The organism is Bradyrhizobium sp. USDA 4486, from assembly GCF_054057995.1.
Window position 1 is genome coordinate 1091012 of the sequence record NZ_JBSRZV010000001.1, and the last position, 17156, is coordinate 1108167.

Annotated in this window: 17 protein-coding genes and 1 pseudogene; 10 read left to right on the top strand and 8 right to left on the bottom strand. The window is 61.7% G+C overall.

Going from position 1 to position 17156, the window contains the following annotated elements; all coding sequences use genetic code 11:
- The 4 genes from ACVWY3_RS05260 to ACVWY3_RS05275 all read right to left on the bottom strand — a co-directional run bounded on the left by ACVWY3_RS05260 (position 1) and on the right by ACVWY3_RS05275 (position 3754).
- A complete protein-coding gene (locus ACVWY3_RS05260) occupies positions 1-1197 on the bottom strand; it encodes an FAD-dependent monooxygenase (protein ID WP_456837506.1) in 1197 nt (398 codons plus the stop codon).
- Positions 1194-1481: an aromatic-ring hydroxylase C-terminal domain-containing protein gene (locus tag ACVWY3_RS05265; RefSeq protein ID WP_456843294.1), complete on the bottom strand. Its 288-nt coding sequence runs from the start codon at positions 1479-1481 to the stop codon at positions 1194-1196. Before ACVWY3_RS05265 ends, ACVWY3_RS05260 begins: the two co-directional genes overlap by 4 nt.
- Entirely contained in the window at positions 1396-2811 is a 1416-nt protein-coding gene (locus tag ACVWY3_RS05270; RefSeq protein ID WP_456837507.1) for an FAD-dependent monooxygenase, read from the bottom strand. The genes ACVWY3_RS05265 and ACVWY3_RS05270 overlap by 86 nt, the downstream gene beginning before the upstream one ends.
- A gap of 64 nt (positions 2812-2875) precedes the next feature.
- On the bottom strand, positions 2876-3754 hold the full coding sequence (locus tag ACVWY3_RS05275; RefSeq protein ID WP_456837508.1) for a fumarylacetoacetate hydrolase family protein: 879 nt from the start codon (positions 3752-3754) through the stop codon (positions 2876-2878).
- Positions 3755-3963: 209 nt separating this feature from the next.
- On the opposite strand from ACVWY3_RS05275, the gene ACVWY3_RS05280 reads away from it, so the two are divergent.
- Positions 3964-4764, top strand: coding sequence for a GntR family transcriptional regulator (locus tag ACVWY3_RS05280; RefSeq protein WP_456837509.1), 801 nt, complete (start codon positions 3964-3966; stop codon positions 4762-4764).
- A gap of 445 nt (positions 4765-5209) precedes the next feature.
- Here the strand turns inward: ACVWY3_RS05280 and ACVWY3_RS05285 are convergent, their stop codons facing one another.
- On the bottom strand, positions 5210-5602 hold the full coding sequence (locus ACVWY3_RS05285; RefSeq protein ID WP_456837510.1) for a hypothetical protein: 393 nt from the start codon (positions 5600-5602) through the stop codon (positions 5210-5212).
- Between ACVWY3_RS05285 and ACVWY3_RS05290 the strand changes: the two genes are divergently transcribed.
- Entirely contained in the window at positions 5583-7328 is a 1746-nt protein-coding gene (locus tag ACVWY3_RS05290) for a tannase/feruloyl esterase family alpha/beta hydrolase (RefSeq protein WP_456837511.1), read from the top strand. The two genes, ACVWY3_RS05285 and ACVWY3_RS05290, sit on opposite strands and share 20 nt — an antisense overlap.
- Positions 7329-7388: 60 nt before the next feature.
- Here the strand turns inward: ACVWY3_RS05290 and ACVWY3_RS05295 are convergent, their stop codons facing one another.
- The 3 genes from ACVWY3_RS05295 to ACVWY3_RS05305 are packed head-to-tail and all read right to left on the bottom strand — an operon-like array spanning position 7389 to position 10166.
- The gene (locus ACVWY3_RS05295; RefSeq protein ID WP_456837512.1) at positions 7389-8288 is read right to left on the bottom strand and encodes an SMP-30/gluconolactonase/LRE family protein; all 900 of its coding nucleotides are present in this window, start codon (positions 8286-8288) and stop codon (positions 7389-7391) included.
- A complete protein-coding gene (locus ACVWY3_RS05300; RefSeq protein ID WP_456837513.1) occupies positions 8285-9457 on the bottom strand; it encodes a M24 family metallopeptidase in 1173 nt (390 codons plus the stop codon). The genes ACVWY3_RS05295 and ACVWY3_RS05300 overlap by 4 nt, the downstream gene beginning before the upstream one ends.
- A 49-nt stretch (positions 9458-9506) precedes the next feature.
- Positions 9507-10166, bottom strand: coding sequence for a GntR family transcriptional regulator (locus tag ACVWY3_RS05305; RefSeq protein ID WP_456837514.1), 660 nt, complete (start codon positions 10164-10166; stop codon positions 9507-9509).
- 229 nt (positions 10167-10395) lie between these two features.
- Here ACVWY3_RS05305 and ACVWY3_RS05310 point away from each other — a divergent pair, with 229 nt between their 5' ends.
- From ACVWY3_RS05310 to ACVWY3_RS05345, 8 genes and pseudogenes are all read left to right on the top strand, one after another.
- A complete protein-coding gene (locus tag ACVWY3_RS05310) occupies positions 10396-11415 on the top strand; it encodes a TRAP transporter substrate-binding protein (protein WP_456837515.1) in 1020 nt (339 codons plus the stop codon).
- A gap of 75 nt (positions 11416-11490) precedes the next feature.
- Entirely contained in the window at positions 11491-12000 is a 510-nt protein-coding gene (locus ACVWY3_RS05315) for a TRAP transporter small permease (RefSeq protein WP_456837516.1), read from the top strand.
- A gap of 1 nt (position 12001) precedes the next feature.
- Positions 12002-13282, top strand: coding sequence for a TRAP transporter large permease (locus ACVWY3_RS05320; RefSeq protein ID WP_456837517.1), 1281 nt, complete (start codon positions 12002-12004; stop codon positions 13280-13282).
- Between the two features lie 31 nt (positions 13283-13313).
- Positions 13314-13796, top strand: a complete 483-nt coding sequence (locus tag ACVWY3_RS05325) for a type II 3-dehydroquinate dehydratase (RefSeq protein WP_456837518.1) — start codon at positions 13314-13316, stop codon at positions 13794-13796.
- A gap of 14 nt (positions 13797-13810) precedes the next feature.
- Positions 13811-14467, top strand: coding sequence for a hypothetical protein (locus tag ACVWY3_RS05330; RefSeq protein ID WP_456837519.1), 657 nt, complete (start codon positions 13811-13813; stop codon positions 14465-14467).
- Entirely contained in the window at positions 14467-15285 is an 819-nt protein-coding gene (locus ACVWY3_RS05335) for a sugar phosphate isomerase/epimerase family protein (RefSeq protein ID WP_456837520.1), read from the top strand. The genes ACVWY3_RS05330 and ACVWY3_RS05335 overlap by 1 nt, the downstream gene beginning before the upstream one ends.
- An 85-nt stretch (positions 15286-15370) precedes the next feature.
- Positions 15371-15946: pseudogene (locus ACVWY3_RS05340) on the top strand (FAD-binding protein); the annotation flags it as partial.
- A 113-nt stretch (positions 15947-16059) separates the two neighbouring features.
- The gene (locus ACVWY3_RS05345) at positions 16060-17016 is read left to right on the top strand and encodes an FAD-binding protein (RefSeq protein ID WP_456843295.1); all 957 of its coding nucleotides are present in this window, start codon (positions 16060-16062) and stop codon (positions 17014-17016) included.
- Positions 17017-17156 lie beyond the last annotated feature (140 nt).

The window sequence follows — 17156 nt, forward strand, 5'->3', positions numbered from 1 at the left end:
TTACGCCGTCACCGGCGTGATATCTTCGGCGTCGTAGCCAAACAGCCTGTCGGCGACCTGGGGCCCGCCGCGACCGCCAATATTTCGATAGGATGCATCCCTGGCGCGCTGCTCGGGGCCGTCGCGGAGATGGAACGTCAGCGAGTTGGCTCTGGCTGCTTGCTGTACCCACGTCGTTCGGGGCTGACGGGCCAGCACATAGGCTTCAATGGCCTTCTCAATGTCGGCTCGGCCGACTTTGCCGACATAGGCGGCGAGGCAAGCGCCGTCTTCAATCGCCTGAGCCGCGCCCTGCGCCATGTACGGCAACATCGGGTGGCAAGCGTCGCCGACAAGAACGACGCGTCCGGTGCTCCACCGCGGAAGAGGATCGCGATCAAACAGCGCCCATTTGAACGTTTCATCGACGGCGCGCAGAATGGTGGCGATCTGCGGATGCCACCCGTTGTAGCTATCGACGGCATCATCGACCGAACCGCGATCGGACCACTGCTCCCGCTGCCAGTTGCTCTCTTCGGTCACGGCAACGAAATTGAGGTAACGACCTCCGGCAACAAAATAGTGAACGAAATGGCCGCCCGGTCCCACCCAATTCGTGGCCTCGCGCGCGAGCTTCAGATGCGCAATTCGTTCGGCCGGCACGAGGCCACGATAGGCGACATTGCCGGAGAAGCGTGGCTGTTCAAACCCAAAGAGTTGTTCCCGGACTTTCGAATGAATTCCGTCCGCACCGACAAGGAGATCACCCCGGGCGATCGCACCGTTGTCAAAATGCGCAACGACGCCGCGCTCGTCCTGATCGAGGCGGGTTAGCCGATGTCCCAGCCTGATATGCTCTTTGCCGTATTTCTGCGCCAGCAGCTCGATCAGGCCAGCGCGATGGAAATGGTAATACGGCGCGCCATATTTGTCGGCGATTGCGTCGCCGAGCGGCTGCCGAGAGAGTTCGCTTCCATCCTCCCAGCGCCGGTGCACGACCGCAGAGGGCCGCACGGCCACCCGCTCCATCGCTTGGCCCAAGCCAAACCGGTTCAGGAGCCGCGATGCGTTTGGGCTGATTTGGATGCCGGCTCCCACTTCACTGATTGTCGAGGCTTGCTCGAATACCGAGACATCCAGGCCGGCTCGGCGCATCGCGATGGCGGCCGAGATTCCGCCGATCCCGCCTCCGATGACGAGCGCGTGCAGGCCACTCATTGGCTTTCGCCCCAGCCGGCCGCCATTCCCAGCACCCGGTCGGCGTTTTCTGTGGTTGGTCCGCGCCAGGCGATATGATGGTCCGGACGGACAAGAAGCATGCCATTGCCGTAGACCCCTCGTGCGGCGGCTTCCTTGACGGTAAAGATCGACAACGGCACGTTTCGCCGTTTTGCAGCAGATGCAAATGCAGACGTGTCATGACCGCCAAAATCGAGAAGCGTGAAATATGGCCCTAATTGATCGTAGAGGGCCTTGCCATCCTCGAGGAAGATGCTCGGCAGCCGAGCGCCGGGTCTTGTCGTGGGGCTTGTAGGTTAGCGGGTCAAAGGGAAATGCCTCGGTATCGTCGTCAGCCACGATCGGTGAGTCGCTATAGATAAAGCCATGCTCGATGCCGAAGCTTTCGTTTTCAGCATTGCCGAGGCGGGAGATATGCGCGCCCACCTCGGCACGGCTCACGGTGTTGCCATCACCATCCTCAGGTATCGCCGCGCCGTAGGCTTCCGCGATCTTGATACGAACCTGCATGTGCCTGCCGGACGCCTCGCGGTTGCGGGCACCAACGGGTCGACGTTCGATCTCGTAGGATGGCAGCAGCTTCGGACCGCCCCATCCTGAAAGCGTCGCAGCAAGCTTCCACCCGAGGTCGACCGCGTCGCCAATCCCTGTATTCATTCCATAGCCGCCGGTTGGAATGTATTGGTGGGCGGAATCTCCGGCCAGGAAGACTCGATGGCTTCCATAGCTTTCCGCCAACAGCAGATGTGGCGTCCACGGATTTGCGACGAGCACCTCAAAGTCGAAAGAGCGACCGACAAACCTTTCAACAAGCTCTCGCGGGTTCATCGATGCCGGATCCTGGTCCGGTTTGACCCGGAAATGGATCGTCCAGATGTCCTTGTCGTTCTGCGCGATCATTGTTCCGAAGGGGGACTGATAATGCCAGGCTGTGCCCCACCGCTGTAGGATCTCGCGCTCGTTCGAGCGGAAATGCACCATGTAAAGGACGCCAATGCGCGCCTGTCCTTCAAGCTTGATTTTTGAAATCTCGCGGACGCGGCTCGACCCGCCATCGCACCCCACCAGGAATTCACAACGAATCCTCTCTTCCGTTCCGCTTTCGCGTTCACGCACCGTTGCGACGACACCTTCATCGTCGCTCTCGTAGTTTTCCAGTGCGACGCCAAACCGGACGTCGACATTCTCGAGCTGATCGATTGCCGCTTTCAGTACCGGTTCGATCTCGACTTGAGAAACCCGCATGGGCGGCTCGCGCGTGAAGGTTCCGTCGTTGCGGATGCGGCTCCGGGCTCGGTACTCCTGCGGGCTTGGATAACGAAATCGATGCAGTTCGTAGCCGGACAGATTGGTCATCCACGCGACATCAAACGGATGGCTTTCTGGCACCGCGACACGGCGCAGCGCGTCTGCAAGACCGAACCTTCGGAACAGCTCCATGCTGCGGCCGTTGGTGATGTCCATCTTGGGATGACGCGTGGTCCCGGGATTGCGCTCGACCAGCATCGATGGGATGCCGAAATGAGCAAGCACATTGGCAAGCGTCATGCCGACCGGGCCGCCGCCAGCGATGAGAACGGGAACCGACTTCATTGATCACTCCCAACGTTTTATGCGGCCGCCCTTATTTCGAGCGTTGTCGCCGACGTTCGCGAAACTAAGCGGCGATGGTCGCGGAGCTTTCAGATTCCTGAATCACGGGATTGCGAAGGATGCCGAGGCCTTCAATTTCGACCTCGCATACGTCGCCGGGCTTCATGAAAACCGGCGGCGTGCGTGCCGCGCCCACTCCTGCCGGCGTGCCCGTTACAATCAGGTCACCGGGCAACAACGTCATGCCCACGCTGATAAGCGCGACCAATTTTGCGACGTTGAAGATAAGGTCATCGGTCGATGCTCTCTGCATCACCTTGCCGTTGAGGCGCGTTTCGATCTTCAGTCCGCACGCTCCTGGCGGCAGCGCGTCAGCCGTTACGAAGGCCGGCCCGAATGCACCAGTGCCGTCAAAATTCTTGCCCATGGTCCATTGCGGGGTGCGCAGCTGATAGTCACGAATGGACCCGTCATTGAAGATCGAATAGCCGACAACGTGTTCAAGGGCTGTCTCTTCGGGAATGTGCCGGCCCGCCTTGCCGATGACGGCAACGAGCTCGCCTTCATAGTCGAAGCGGTCCGAGGCATTGGGTCGAATGAGTGGAGCTCCATGCCCGATGAGGCCCGATGCAAATCGTGCGAACAGGGTCGGATAATCCGGCTGCTGCTGTTTACTCTCAGCGGTATGATCGGCGTAGTTCAGGCCGACGCAAATGATCTTGCCTGGTGACGGCAACGGCGGCAGGCACGCGGCCCTCTGCAGGTCTATCAGCTCGCCGTTGAGAAGCGCCTGGGCGAGGTCCCGCAGCACCGCCGTGCCGCTCGCGATGGCGGCCTCAAGCCCTATGTCCAGCTGCGAGCTTGGCAAACCTCGGTACGACTCGTTCTGGTCAGCCGCAGCCAATCCCTGAATGCCATCGATTTCATAGGCCAGAAAGCGCATCGGCGTGCCGTGCTCCTGTTTCCTCAGATTGTCCGATAACGAGCTTCTGTGCATAAGTCAAATAAAAATGCATTTTATTTTTGATTGTGCATGTTACAACATTATGCCAGCTCGGTGTCAGGCGATCCCTTCTTCACGGCGGTCGGTGATGCCCGGTGTGAGCCGTGGGCAAGAAGTCCAGGATTCGTAGTGCAGGGAGCTTCAAATCGATGTCGACCGACGAGGGTCTATTGCGTCAGGGCGGCGCGAACGAAAGCGCCCGGCTGACCCCGCCGGACAGCCATGCGATCGACTCGTCTTCAAGTCTTACCCAGGGTGCTTATGCGCGCCTTAGGTCAGAGCTCTTGAGCAGCCGCTTCGCGCCCGGAGAGAAGCTGAAGATCGACGATCTATGCGAGCGGTTGAGTGTAGGCTCGAGCGCAGTCCGTGAAGCGCTATCGAGGCTCGCATCAGAGGGTTTTGTCGTCAGCGAACCGCAGCGCGGTTTTCGGGTTGCGCCGCTATCGATTGATGTTCTGCGAGATCTCACCGACGTACGCTGCAAGATCGAAGGTCTTTGTTTGCGTGGGGCCATAGAGAAAGGCAGCATCGAATGGCAATCGCAGGTGGTCGCCGCCCTGCATCGCTTGTGTCACACGCCGATGAAGCCCGGCAAGGATGGCGCCTCCTTCAACGGCGAATTCGCAAAGGCGCATGCCATCTTCCATGAGGTGCTTGCGGCCGGATGCGGAAGTCCATGGCTCATGCAGCTCAGGCAAATCCTCTTCAACCAATCCGAGCGATATCGGTGGTACGCGACGGCCATTGCCAAAGAGAAGCGCGATCTTGAGAAAGAGCACCGGGACATTGCTGCGGCCGTCCTGGCCGGGAATGCCGATTTGGCGGTGCAGCTGATGAATGAGCATCTCTGGAAAACGGCCGACATTATCCTCGCTGCGGGTGGGAATCCGTTTCAGGCACGCACGACGAGCCGTCCGCGCAGAAATCCACGTGCACAATCGCCTGGGTAAAGCGCCGCAGCCCGATCCGAAGCCCTCAAGGCGGATTCGGTTTATCTCTCAATGACTAGACATTAGCCACTGCGTTCGGGACGCAGGAAGCCCGCTGGTCAGATCACCACCTGATCGGAATGTCCGTATCGGTGGTTGCGCCTCCGGGATTTGAACCTGCAATCCGACTCGTTTTATGAGTTGATGAGAATTGGGCGCATCGGCACGACAACGATCGGACGTCGGCGACTACTCGCTCATGCCATCAGACACGCAGAATTCGGTCCGTTTTCGTCTGTCCGCTTGCACTTGGAGGTAGGGTGCGGACGGCCAATCGGGCACCGCCAAAAAATAACATCATGTTAAGTTCGTGTAATAAATCGATAATTGTACTAGGTCAGTAACACGCTATCGTCGCGCAAGTCGGGCCTCCGCATTGGCGTTTTCCCGAAGGGCAGCGAACCGCTCATGAGTCACTGCAGCCGACCGCCTCGGCGACAGCCGCTTCCTGACTGGCCTGATCGGCGCGGCTGCCGCGCATTTCGGCGTGGCCCGTGTTGGATGGACGATTGCGAGCTCGTCTACGTGTCGTTTCCCGCGCTTCTTTTCGAGATCGTCGAGCGGCGCAACTATCTGCCACCGATGTCGCTGTCCGGCTCGCCGCGCCGACCCGCGAGTCGCGGCCCCTGACAATGCCGATCATGGATTTGGCGGCTCCAGGCTGCCAACACAAAACAATAAGCGAGGGGAGAGAACCGATGCCGATCGCGCGAAGGAATTTTTGGGCAATACTGCTGGTGGCTGCGACTTGCCAGGTCACATCGGCGTCGGCGGAGCCGATGGCCTGTGACGACGGCATCAAGGCTGCCTTCCATCCCGACGAGCTCACGACCGTGATCGCGGTCCGCCAAGTCAAGAAGGGTGAGGAGTTGTTGGCGCCCGATGCGCCGAAGCCGATCACGGCGGCGGCCGATCTTTGCCTCGTGAAGCTCCTGGTCGGTCCCGGCGTCACGGCCGAGAAAGACAAGACCGCCCGCTCTTATTCAGAAGGTATCGGCATCGAGGTCTGGCTGCCAACGCAGGCTAACTGGAACGACCGCATCCGCAATTATGGCGGCGGCGGCTGGGTCGGCGGCGGCCATCGCTATGCCGACAAGATCGGCAGCAAGGTGCCGGCGATCGTCAATGCCAATATCGGCTATGCTTCCGGGACAACGGATGCCGGCCAGCCCTGGTATCAGGACGGCTCGTTCGCCTTCCTCTCAGACGGCAAGATCAACGTCGAAGGCTTCCGCGATTTCTCGGTGCGGGCGATGGTTGAGCAGGCGGTCAAGACCAAAGCGCTGGTCAACCTCTACTATGGCAAGACGCCGAAATTCGTCTACTACGACGGACACTCGCAGGGCGGCCGCCAGGGCCTGAAGATCGTGCAGGAATATCCCGAGCTCTATGACGGCTACATGATCGCGCAGCCTGCGCTGAACATCCCGAAGTTCGGCACCACCAGCCTCTATCCGCAGATCGTGATGAAGACCGAGCTCGGCTTCACGGCAATCAACAAGCCGGAGGCCGCCGCTTTCGCCGCGAAGGTCGAGGCCGCCAACAAGCGCGCCGTGGCGACCTGCGACAAGGCCGGCCTCGGCTTCCTGCTTGATCCCTTCGCCTGCGACTACAATCCCGCGCGTGACGCAGCGCTGCTCTGTGCGGGCGAAGCGGGCGACGGCGTCACTGGCAGCAATGCCGACAAGGCGGCCTGCATGAGCCCGAAGGAAGCGGGTGCACTCAACAAGATCTGGTACGGCGCGACCCGCGATGGCAGCGTTGATCCGGCCCAGACGGCGGAAGCCCGTAGCGGCAAGGCGCTCGGCGTGAAGCAGCTGTGGTGGACTTTTACCAAGGGCACGTCGATCTCGATGCAGATCACGAGCGCCTCGACTGACAATTTTGCGCTCGGCGTGCAGGACGTGAGCTACGCCGCCGATGCCAGTGCAACGTCAGCCATTCCGATCACCAACGCCTCGACCGCCAAGCGTAACCGCTGGCTCGAGCTCGACTATGCAGACCTCGCCGCTGGCGTCGACAAGAACGTCGCGCTGCAGGCCACGCTGTTCAGCAATCTGATCACTGACAAGACGGATCTCTCCAAGCTGCGCGATCTCGGCCGCAAGGTGATCGTGTGGAGCGGACTTGCGGATGATGCGATCCCGCCGGCCGGCAATGTCAACTATCACGAGAGCGTTCTTGCTGCGATGGGCGGCAATGCCGAGGTCTCAAAATTCATGCGGATGTATCTGGTGCCGGGGGTCGCGCATTCCTCGCAGGGCCGCCCGTACACCGTGACCGGCAAGAACGAAGCCGTGCCGCTGCCGAAGCTGCCGGGCAACGCCAACCAAACGCCGACCCGCGACCAGGACCAGTTCTTCTCCGCATTGACCGATTGGGTCGAGAAGGGAGTTGCGCCGGGCGAGATCACGATGACTTCGCGCGATGGCAGTGTGAGCTATCCGGTCTGCGTCTATCCGCAGCGGACGACGTGGGATAGCCACGGCCCGGCGACGCAGTCTTCGAGCTTCAGCTGCCGCTAGTTCCTGAAGCGTTGCCGGCACCGAAACCTGATTGTTGCGATGTGACGCAGGCGTTCTCAGTCAATCGCCTGCGTCCCAACGGTTCTCCGGAAACCCTTGAGCGATCCCCTCAATCGCAAGCAAATGGCCGGCTTCGGGTTCGCTGCTCAACTGCTCTGCGTTGAGAAACTTTTGCGCGCTGGTGACGAACATCGTCTTGTAGTCGCTGCCGCCGAAACAGACGCAGGTCGGATTGGTCACGGGCAGCGGGATGATCGTATCGATCCGGCCGTCCGGCCGGTAGCGCACCACGCGGGCTCCAGAAAAGAACGCCGTCCAGAGTCCACCATCGGCGTCGACACAGGCGCCGTCGGGCCGCTCCCCGGAAGCCGAATAGTCCGCGAACAAGCGCCTGTTGTCGATCGCGCCGTCGTCGAGATCGAAGTCGAACGCCCAAGTACGGTACCGCCGGGTGTCCGTGAAATAGAGCGTACGGTTGTCCGGCGAGAACGCGATGCCGTTCGTGACGATGACGTCGTCGAAGAGCCGCGCCACCTGACCGTCGCCGGTCACGCGATACAGCGCGCCGTTCGGACGATGCAGCTGGATGTCCATCGTGCCGATCCACAGGCGGCCGCGTGCGTCGACGCGTCCGTCGTTGAGCCGGTTGTTCAGCCCCGTTTCGACCTCGCAGATGCGGCCTGTCAGGCCACCCGTGGCGTCGCGGCGAAACAGGCTAAGATCCATCGCAAGGAGGTGCGAGCCATCTGCCGTCAGCCCCTGACCGCCGAGGAATTGGCAGTCGTAGGACGTAACCTCATGGGCGCCCGTCGCCGGGTCGAAGGATTGATGCAGCCGGCCATCAATGTCGACCCACCACAGCTTGCGGGTCCGGTCGCACCACAAGGGCGTCTCGCCGAGAATATCGGTGCTGGCGACGGCGGTCTCAACCTTGTTCGAGGGAATCGAATTCACGGTCATGCCGGAATCCAGTTCCAGCCACGGGCGCCATCACCAAAGGCCTGATATCCGTTCGCGGTCACCGCAATGGTGTCCTCGAGCTTGATAAAACCCCGTCGTGGATGCGGCAGCGTTGTTTCAATCGAGATGACCATGCCTGCTTCGAGCGGCGCGTTGGCATCGTCGGCGGGATAGGGGATCGGACCGCCCGCCGTCAGGCGTGGCGCTTCATGGCTGACGATGCCCATGCCGTGCGCGACGAAATTCATCCGCTTGCCGTGAGGAGACCGTGACAGCGCTTCATTCGCGGCGGCATAGATTTCATGGCCGATGAGACCCGCGCGGATCGGCGTGCGGGCCGCCTGCTGGATCACATCGATCTCGTCGAGCAGATCGACAAGCTCGCCGTCCGGTGTCCCGTGCACGGCCATCCGGCAGAGATCGCCGATATAGCCCTTGTAGTTTCCGCCCGAGTCCAGCGAGATGATATCGCCGCGCTCAAGCGGTTGCTCTGACGGTGCCCGGTTGAGGCTCGTCCCCATTGTCATCAGCGCATACTCGAAGATCATGTCGCGCGAGAGTTCGGCGTGGCGCAGATGCGCGATGATCTCGCGCTTGGTCTGGCCGAGGCAGGTGCGGCTGGCTGCATCCATCATCGACGCAACCACGCGTTCCGATGCCTCGCGGAGGATCTCCAGCTCCGCTGCGGTCTTGATCGAGCGCAGTTGTTCCAGCGGCCGCATCGCTTCGATGAGCCGACAATGGGGCAAGTCCCTGCGCAGCAAATCGGCGGCGTCGGCTGGCAGGAACGACAGCTCCGCACCGATCCGAAGCGAGGTCGTTGCGATCGATTTGATGTGCTTGAGCGCAAGCGTCATCGCCTCGACCGAGGTTGACGATCCGAACACTACCGGCGGCATCCAATAGCCGGCGTCGGCTCTATTCTGCACGCTGTCCCGCTCGTTGCGGTTGGCGATATAGGCCGACTTGTCAAGATCTCCCTTCACGTACACGAAGACGGGGAGATAGCGGCTGATGCCGATCGCTTCCATGTAGTCGAACTGGAAGTGATAGTAGCCGCCGAGAAGATACTGGATGTTGTGCTTGGAGGTGACGACCAGGATGTCGATGCCTGACGCATCGAGCAGGCCGTCCAGCCTGGCCGTGGAGAAGGGAATCTTGGCGTGCATTGATCGTTCTTCTGCGTCGACGATTTGCTTCTGTTACAGGCGAGGGCGATCAGGCATCCTTCCAGGACGACAGCGCATGCGCGACGCAGCCGTTGATGTGGTCAGTGAGCACGGCCCGGGCGTTCTTGATGTCCCGCTTCAGGGCGCATTCCAGCAATGCCTTATGCTGGTTGATTGTCTCGTTACCGCGATAGCGCAGCGCGTAGCGGAAGTATTTGTCGAACACGATCGCGTGGGTGTGCATCAACTCGCGCGACCCGCAAGCCGAAATCAGCGCCTGGTGGAATTCGCCGTCGTAGCGCTTGCGTAGCTCGGGATCGTCGCCTTCCTTCTGGACGGTGCGTTCGGTCGCTGCCAGCTTGTGGTGCGCCGAGACGACGCGGCCCTCCCATTCGACGTCGCCGGCGCGGAACGACTCGGCCATTGCGTGATGCTCGAGCAAGATGCGCAGCTCGGCGAGCTCACGAAGGTTCTGGATCGAGACCGGTGCCACCTCGAAGCCGCGCTGGCCTTCGGCAACGACAAAGCCCTCTGACGTCAGCCGATTGAGGATCTCGCGCAACGTCGAGATGCTGACTCCGTAATCCTCCTTCATCGCATCGAGCTTGAGACGCCCGGAAGGCGTCAGCACGCCGAAAATGATGTCGGCGCGGATGCGCTGATAGCCGCTATCGCCCGCCGACATCGGTCGTTCCTCGAGTGCCGTCATTTCCTCTGATCCCGCTTTTCTGACCGCCGGCTGCCGTCCGGGCGTCCGAACCATCAATATTGCCAGAACTATAGCAGGCTTCGCACATCAGACGTCTACAATAATATCATATAAAACGTTTAATGTCGTTTGACTTCGAAATATATGTATGATGTGTAAATAACCTGAGGGTTCGGGAAATGAGCGCGCTTAAGCCGCCGTCCGGTCCCCTAGGAACAGGGAGGAAACGATGAGCTTGTGGGTACGGGCGCTGTCTGCGACGGCGATCTGCGTGGCGCTGACGGTCAGTGCATCCGCCGCTGACGACATTCAGGAGCGGACGATCAGGTGGGGGCACCTGAACAACACCGATCACCCCGTCAGCTTTGGCGTGCAGAAGTTTGCCGAGATCCTGCTGGCGAAGAGCGGGGGCAAGATGAAGGTCCGTGAATTCGCGGCCTCGCAGCTCGGCAACGAATTGCAGCAACAATCGGCGCTGCGCGGTGGCACCCAGGAGATGCTGTCGGCCTCGACGACGTCGCTCGCAACCGTCATTCCGGAGTTCGGCCTCGTCGATTTCCCATTCCTCTTCAACACGGTCGAGCAGGCCGACGCGCTGGCGACCGGCAAATTCGGCACGGCGATGCTCGATACATTGCCGTCGAAAGGGCTGATCGGTCTCGGCTATTGGGGCCTCGGCTTCCGCAACGTCACCAACAGCACCCGTCCGATCACGAAGCTCGAGGATTTCAGCGGGCTCAAGCTTCGCGTGATTCCGAACCCGGTCTATCTCGAAACCTTCGGCGCCTTTAAGGCCAATCCGGTCCCGATGGCTTTCGGCGAGCTGTATTCGGCGCTGGAAACCCGCACCGTCGACGGCGAGGAGAATCCCTACACGGTCATTCTCTCGAACAAGTTCTACGAGGTGCAGAAATACGTCTCCGCCACCAACCACACCTTCACCCTGAACATCATCCTGGTGAGCAAGGCGTTCTGGGACAAGCTGTCACCGACCGAGCAGCGGCTGATGCGCGAGGCCTATGAAGAAAGCCGCGGCTATCAGAAAGAGCAGACCCGTCTTCAGACCGAAAAGGCGCTCACGGAATTGCAGGCCAAGGGCATGCAGTACAACACAATCGCGCCCGAAGAGACTGAGCGCATGCGCAAGACGTCGCAGCCGGTCGCGGACAAGATCTCAGCCGGTTTTCGTCCCGAGACGGTGAAGCTGTTCAACGACGAAGTCGAGCGCATCCGCAAGGACGTGAAGTAGTCGATCTCTCCATCACGCAGGCGGCGGAGCCGGCACATGGCCGGCTCACGCCCCTCATTTGCCCGGACGTCACGCATGGCGCGAGCTCTCGATCTCTATTGCACCTTCCTGAAGGCCGTCATCGCCGCGTGTCTCGCGGTCATGGTGGTCCTTGTTTTCGGCAACGTGGTCCTGCGTTACGGTTTCAACTCCGGAATCACGATTTCGGAGGAGCTGTCGCGCTGGCTGCTGGTGTGGCTGACATTCCTCGGCGCGATTGTCGCGATGCGCGAGCACGCCCATCTCGGCGTCGACACGCTGATCCGCAAGCTGCCGGCATCCGGCAAGCGTATCTGCTTTGTCCTCAATTATTGTCTGATGCTGTTCGCCGACTGGCTGCTGCTGTCCGGCAGCTGGCGGCAGACCATCATCAATCTGGACGACCGCGCGCCGGCCACCGGCCTTTCGATGGGTCTCTTCTACGCTGTCGGCGTGATCTTCGGCGTCTCGACGGCAATCATCCTTCTCTACGACCTGTACCGGGTGATCAGCGGGCAGGCGAGCGAGGAAGATATGGTCGCCATCAGGGAATCGGAGGAGCAGTGACATGACAATCGCGGTCTTCACGTTCTCCCTGCTTGGCGCAATGGCGCTGGGCATGCCGATCGCCTTCGCGCTTCTCATCTGCGGCGTCGCCCTGATGAGCACGATCGACATGTTCGACTCCCAGATCGTGGCGCAGAACGTCATCAACGGCGCGGACAGTTTTCCGCTGATGGCCATTCCGTTCTTCATGCTCGCGGGCGAGGTCATGAACAAGGGCGGGCTTGCCAAGCGCATCGTCAATGTCGCCCTCGTTGCGGTCGGACATTTTCGCGGTGGACTTGGCTACGTCACGATCATGGCAGCCTGCATCCTGTCGTCCCTGTCAGGGTCTGCTGCCGCCGACGCCGCCGCGCTCGCCGCTCTGCTGGTGCCGATGATGGTGGCCGCCGGGCACAAGAAGACTTACGCGGCAGGCCTCGTAGCCGCCGGCGGCGTCATCGGCCCGGTTATTCCGCCCAGCATCGGTTTCGTGATCTTCGGTGTCGCGGCCAATGTGTCGATCTCCAAGCTGTTTCTGGCCGGCATCGTACCCGGATTGTTCCTTGGCTTGGGTCTTTGCGGCGCCTGGTACTGGGTCGTGCGCAAGGAAAACCTGTCCCCGCCGCCGCGGGCCTCGCTTCGCGAAATCCTGCACGCCATCATCGACGGCTTCTGGGCGTTGATGCTGCCCGGGATTATCATCGTGGGCCTGCGCTTCGGCATCTTCACGCCGACCGAGGCGGGTGTCGTCGTCGCCGTCTACTCGCTGTTTGTCGCGACCTGCATCTACCGCGAGCTGAAATGGTCAGAGGTCTACGCGGTGATGGTGTCGTCCGCGGTGACGACGAGCGTCGTCATGTTTCTCGTCGCGGCGGCGTTGGTGTCGTCGTGGCTGATCACGGTATCCGAGATCTCTGCCCAGGTCGTCGATCTCCTGAAGCCCTTCATGGGTAACAACACGATCCTTATGCTGGCCATTATGGTCGTGGTGGTGATCGTGGGAACGGCGCTCGACATGACGCCGACCATCCTGATCCTGACTCCGATCCTGATGCCGATCATCAAGGCGGCGCATATCGACCCCGTCTATTTCGGCGTGCTCTTCATCATCAACAATTCGATCGGCCTCATCACGCCACCGGTCGGCATCGTGCTCAACGTCGTCTGCGGCGTCTCCAGGATCAGCATGGAGGATATCATCAAGGGCGTCTGGCCCTTCATGATCGCGCAGCTGATTGTCCTGTTCGCGATGGTACTCTTCCCGGGGCTGGTCACGATCCCGGCGAGATGGCTCGGCGGCTAGTCGCACCGGACATAATTGAAGGAGCAGGGCAATGGCCGCAAAGATCATGATCCTCAACGGACCCAACCTCAATTTCCTCGGCATCAGGGAGCCGCACATCTACGGCCGGACGACGCTGAAGGAGATCGAGGCGAGCTGCCAGGCCTTGGCCGACCAGCTCGGCGTGTCGATCTCTTTCCACCAATCCAACATGGAGGGCGAGCTTGTCGGACTGATCCAGTCCGCGTATGGGAGCGCGGATGCGATCATCGTCAACCCGGCGGCCTATTCCTTCACCTCGATTGCGCTGATCGATGCGCTCAAGATCTTCGAGGGCGTGAAGATCGAGCTGCATATCTCGAACATCCACGCCCGCGACGAGCTTCATCGGCATTCGATCACATCGAGCGCGAGCACCGCCGTCATCTGCGGCCTCGGTCCTTACGGCTATCTCGCCGCTATGCTGGCGGTCGTCCAGCGGCTCGGACAATTGCCTGCAACGATCCCGCCGGCGCTGCACGGGCTTAAGACCTAATACGGAGGGGCATCATGCGCGGATCGGGATTTCTCGCCATCTGGAGTGACGTCGCGGCGCAGGATTGGACCGATTACCGGCACTGGCTGACGCGCGAGCACACCACCGAGCGCGTGACGACGAGGGGCTTCCTGGCATCGCGCGTGTTCCGCGCTGTCAGGGACGACATCAACCGCGTTTTCATCCTGTACGAGCTGGAAGCACCGGAAGTGCTCGACGGTGAAGCCTATCTGGCGCGGCTTAACGCGCCGACGCCGTGGTCGCAACGGATCATGCCAAGGCTCGGCAACTTCAAGCGGGGCGGCGGTGTCATGGTAGCGCGGGCAGGGCGCGGTGAGGGGGCCACGATCATGGCGCTGCGGATTGAAAAACTGCCGGGAAACCCGCAACAATTGGCAGACGCGCTGGGTGTCTGCGACGGGATCGCCGCCGTGCAAATCGGAGCAACCGACGAGGCGCGGACATCGGTGTCGACAACTGAAAAGGGCATGCGCAAGGAGGAGGGGTTCTTCTCTGGTCTTCTCTTGATCGAGGCGCTCGACGGCGCCTCACTGCAAGCTGCCCTGCAGCAGGCGCGCACGCATGCGCCTGATGTCCTCAACCGGGCAAGCGAGCCGGAGGTTTATCAAAGCATGTTTACGCTCGACGCCCGCATCGCGGATTTCGGCTGATGGCCACCTTCTCGCTCGCCGCGCTGACCGTGCTCGAGCTGGCGCCACCCGAGATGGTCGAGCTGGCGGCGCGCTGCGGCTACGAGAAAGTCGGGCTAAGGCTACTGCCGGCAATGCCGGGCGGGATTGCCTATCGCCTGATGGATGATGCGGCGCTATTGCGGGAGACGCTGGCGCGACTGCAGTCGACGGGTGTGACCGTCGCCGATCTCGAGGTCGTGGCGTTCAGACCGGAGACTGATCTCGCGTCGTTCGCCCCGTTCTTCGAGACGGGCGCGCGGCTTGGCGCCAGGCACATCCTCGTCGCGGCCTACGATCCGGATCTGGCGCGATTCTCGGACCGCTTCGGGCAGTTCTGCGATGACGCCGCCAAATATGGGCTCACGTCGGATCTCGAATTCATGCCCTGGACCAGCGTCCCGGACCTCAAGACAGCCATGCGGATCGTCGCCGAGGTCGATCATCCCGCGGCCGGCGTGCTCGTCGACGCGCTGCATTTCGATCGGTCGCAGAGTTCGCTTGCGGACCTCCACACCATCCCGCGTCATCAGTTGCACTATTGGCAGCTCTGCGACGGTCCGGCTGAGCGTCCCGCGACAACCGAGCAGCTCATCCACGCCGCGCGCGAGGACCGGATGTTTCCGGGCGAGGGCGGCATCGACCTAGTCGGATTGACGCGGGCGATGCCGGACCATCTCACGATCAGCATCGAGGTCCCGACCGTTCAGCTGGCGAAGACCGTGGATGCCGAAACGAAGGCACGCCGGGCGCTCGCGGCGGGCAAGTCCGTGGTCGAAAGGGCGCGCGCGAAGTCCTGAGGGAAGGGTGCTCCGGATGCCGCAAGGCAATCATTCCTGGGACATCGAGACCGACCTGCTGGTCATTGGCGCAGGCGCGGGCGGCATGACAGCGGCGCTGGTCGCAACCCTTGAAGGGCTCAACGTCATCCTCTGCGAGAAGTCGGACATGGTCGGCGGCACGACCGCGACCTCGGCCGGGACCGTCTGGATCCCCGGCAACCGGCAGGGACAGCGTGCCGGCACGCCTGACACGGTTGAATCCGCCAAGGCCTATCTGGCGGCCATGCTAGGCGCGCACACGACAGACGAGCGCCTGGAGACGTTCCTGACGGCCGGCCCGATCGTTCTCGACTATCTCGAGCAGAAGACGAGCGTGCAGTTCGCCGCGCCGGCCGTCCATCCCGACTACAAGAACCTGCCGGGCGCTGCGATCGGCGGTCGGGCGCTCGGCGCAATTCCGTTCGACGGCCGAAAGCTCGGCAAGGACTTTGCCCGCGTCAGGCCGCCACGCCGGGAGTTCATGGTTCTCGGCGGCATGATGGTCGGGAAGGCGGACATTGCGCCCCTGCTGGCGCCCTTCCGCAGCTGGGCAAACTTCATGCACGTTGCCGGCCTGCTCGCACGGCATGCGCTGGATCGGCTCACGCACAAGCGCGGGACGCGCCTGATCATGGGCAATGCGCTCGTCGCCAGACTGTTTGACAGTGTCCTCCGCGCCGGCGTCGAGGTGCGGTTTGAGAGACGTCGCTTCGCGAGATCATTCGCGAGGGCGAGGACATCACTGGGGCCATCCTGTCGTCCCCAGGCGGAGAGATCGCCGTCCGTGCCAATAAGGGTGTGGTGCTGGCGACAGGAGGCGTCGGTTGGAGCCAGGACCTTCGCAACAGGCTGTTTCCGGATGCCGCCCGCCGGCTCTCGCTTGCGCCATTATCCAACACCGGCGACGGCATTCTGGCAGCCGAGAGCCTTAACGCCGCTGTTGCGTGCGACCTCGAAAGCCCGGCCTTGTGGATGCCGAGTTCGGTTATGACGCAAGCCGACGGCCATGTTTCGGTCTACCCGCATATCATGCTGGATCGCGCCAAGCCGGGGCTGCTGGCCGTGAATAAATCTGGCCGCCGCTTTGTCAATGAGGCCGACTCCTATCACGACTTCGTCGCGGCGATGTTGGCGACGTCAGCGACACCGGCGTTCCTGATCTGCGATCGTAGCTTCGTCAGGGATTTTGGCCTCGGGCTGGTTCGCCCCGGGGCCAGGGACTTAAACGGCTTCTTGGGCGCCCACTATCTGGTGGAGGGCGACACGATCGAAGCCTTGGCGCGCAAGATCGGCGTCGATGGCGACCAGCTTGCGCGAACAGTCGCGCGATACAACGGCTTCGCGGACACCGGCCTGGACGAAGACTTCGGCCGAGGCTCCAGCGAACTGAATCGATTCAATGGCGATCCCCAGAGCCAGCCGAACCCCTGCCTGCGACGGATCGGGCCGGGGCCGTACTATGCGGTGGCCGTGTGGCCCTCTGATCTCGCCAGCAGCGCTGGCTTGCGCACGGATTATTGCGGCCGGGTCTTGTCTGGTGACGGGACGATCTTGGCTGGGCTGTACGCTGTCGGGACCGATGCATCCTCGATCTTCCGCGGCACTTACCCGGGACCTGGCGCAATGATCGGCCCGGCCATTGTCTTTGGCTGGTGCGCCGCGATGGACGCTGCAGGTACTCTGCCTAACCTCCCGCAGTCAGGTGCTTGAATTGGGGAGTCCTGCTGGCCGCAACGCGTCAGTTCGGCGGCATCAGATCGTCATGGTGGCGGGGACGGCGCCGATCAGGGCGAAGAAGGTCCGCTACTACGAGGATCGGTGGTTCACCGAACGGGTTCTGCCTCCGCCCG

What these genes read in the sequence shown, in the direction of transcription:
- ACVWY3_RS05260 (WP_456837506.1), bottom strand. Translation starts at nt 1,197, where the DNA reads ATGAGTGGCCTGCACGCGCTCGTCATCGGAGGCGGGATCGGCGGAATC.
- ACVWY3_RS05270 (WP_456837507.1), bottom strand. Translation starts at nt 2,811, where the DNA reads ATGAAGTCGGTTCCCGTTCTCATCGCTGGCGGCGGCCCGGTCGGCATG.
- ACVWY3_RS05275 (WP_456837508.1), bottom strand. Translation starts at nt 3,754, where the DNA reads ATGCGCTTTCTGGCCTATGAAATCGATGGCATTCAGGGATTGGCTGCG.
- ACVWY3_RS05280 (WP_456837509.1), top strand. Translation starts at nt 3,964, where the DNA reads ATGTCGACCGACGAGGGTCTATTGCGTCAGGGCGGCGCGAACGAAAGC.
- ACVWY3_RS05290 (WP_456837511.1), top strand. Translation starts at nt 5,583, where the DNA reads ATGGCCTGTGACGACGGCATCAAGGCTGCCTTCCATCCCGACGAGCTC.
- ACVWY3_RS05285 (WP_456837510.1), bottom strand. Translation starts at nt 5,602, where the DNA reads ATGCCGTCGTCACAGGCCATCGGCTCCGCCGACGCCGATGTGACCTGG.
- ACVWY3_RS05295 (WP_456837512.1), bottom strand. Translation starts at nt 8,288, where the DNA reads ATGACCGTGAATTCGATTCCCTCGAACAAGGTTGAGACCGCCGTCGCC.
- ACVWY3_RS05300 (WP_456837513.1), bottom strand. Translation starts at nt 9,457, where the DNA reads ATGCACGCCAAGATTCCCTTCTCCACGGCCAGGCTGGACGGCCTGCTC.
- ACVWY3_RS05305 (WP_456837514.1), bottom strand. Translation starts at nt 10,166, where the DNA reads ATGACGGCACTCGAGGAACGACCGATGTCGGCGGGCGATAGCGGCTAT.
- ACVWY3_RS05310 (WP_456837515.1), top strand. Translation starts at nt 10,396, where the DNA reads ATGAGCTTGTGGGTACGGGCGCTGTCTGCGACGGCGATCTGCGTGGCG.
- ACVWY3_RS05315 (WP_456837516.1), top strand. Translation starts at nt 11,491, where the DNA reads ATGGCGCGAGCTCTCGATCTCTATTGCACCTTCCTGAAGGCCGTCATC.
- ACVWY3_RS05320 (WP_456837517.1), top strand. Translation starts at nt 12,002, where the DNA reads ATGACAATCGCGGTCTTCACGTTCTCCCTGCTTGGCGCAATGGCGCTG.
- ACVWY3_RS05325 (WP_456837518.1), top strand. Translation starts at nt 13,314, where the DNA reads ATGGCCGCAAAGATCATGATCCTCAACGGACCCAACCTCAATTTCCTC.
- ACVWY3_RS05330 (WP_456837519.1), top strand. Translation starts at nt 13,811, where the DNA reads ATGCGCGGATCGGGATTTCTCGCCATCTGGAGTGACGTCGCGGCGCAG.
- ACVWY3_RS05335 (WP_456837520.1), top strand. Translation starts at nt 14,467, where the DNA reads ATGGCCACCTTCTCGCTCGCCGCGCTGACCGTGCTCGAGCTGGCGCCA.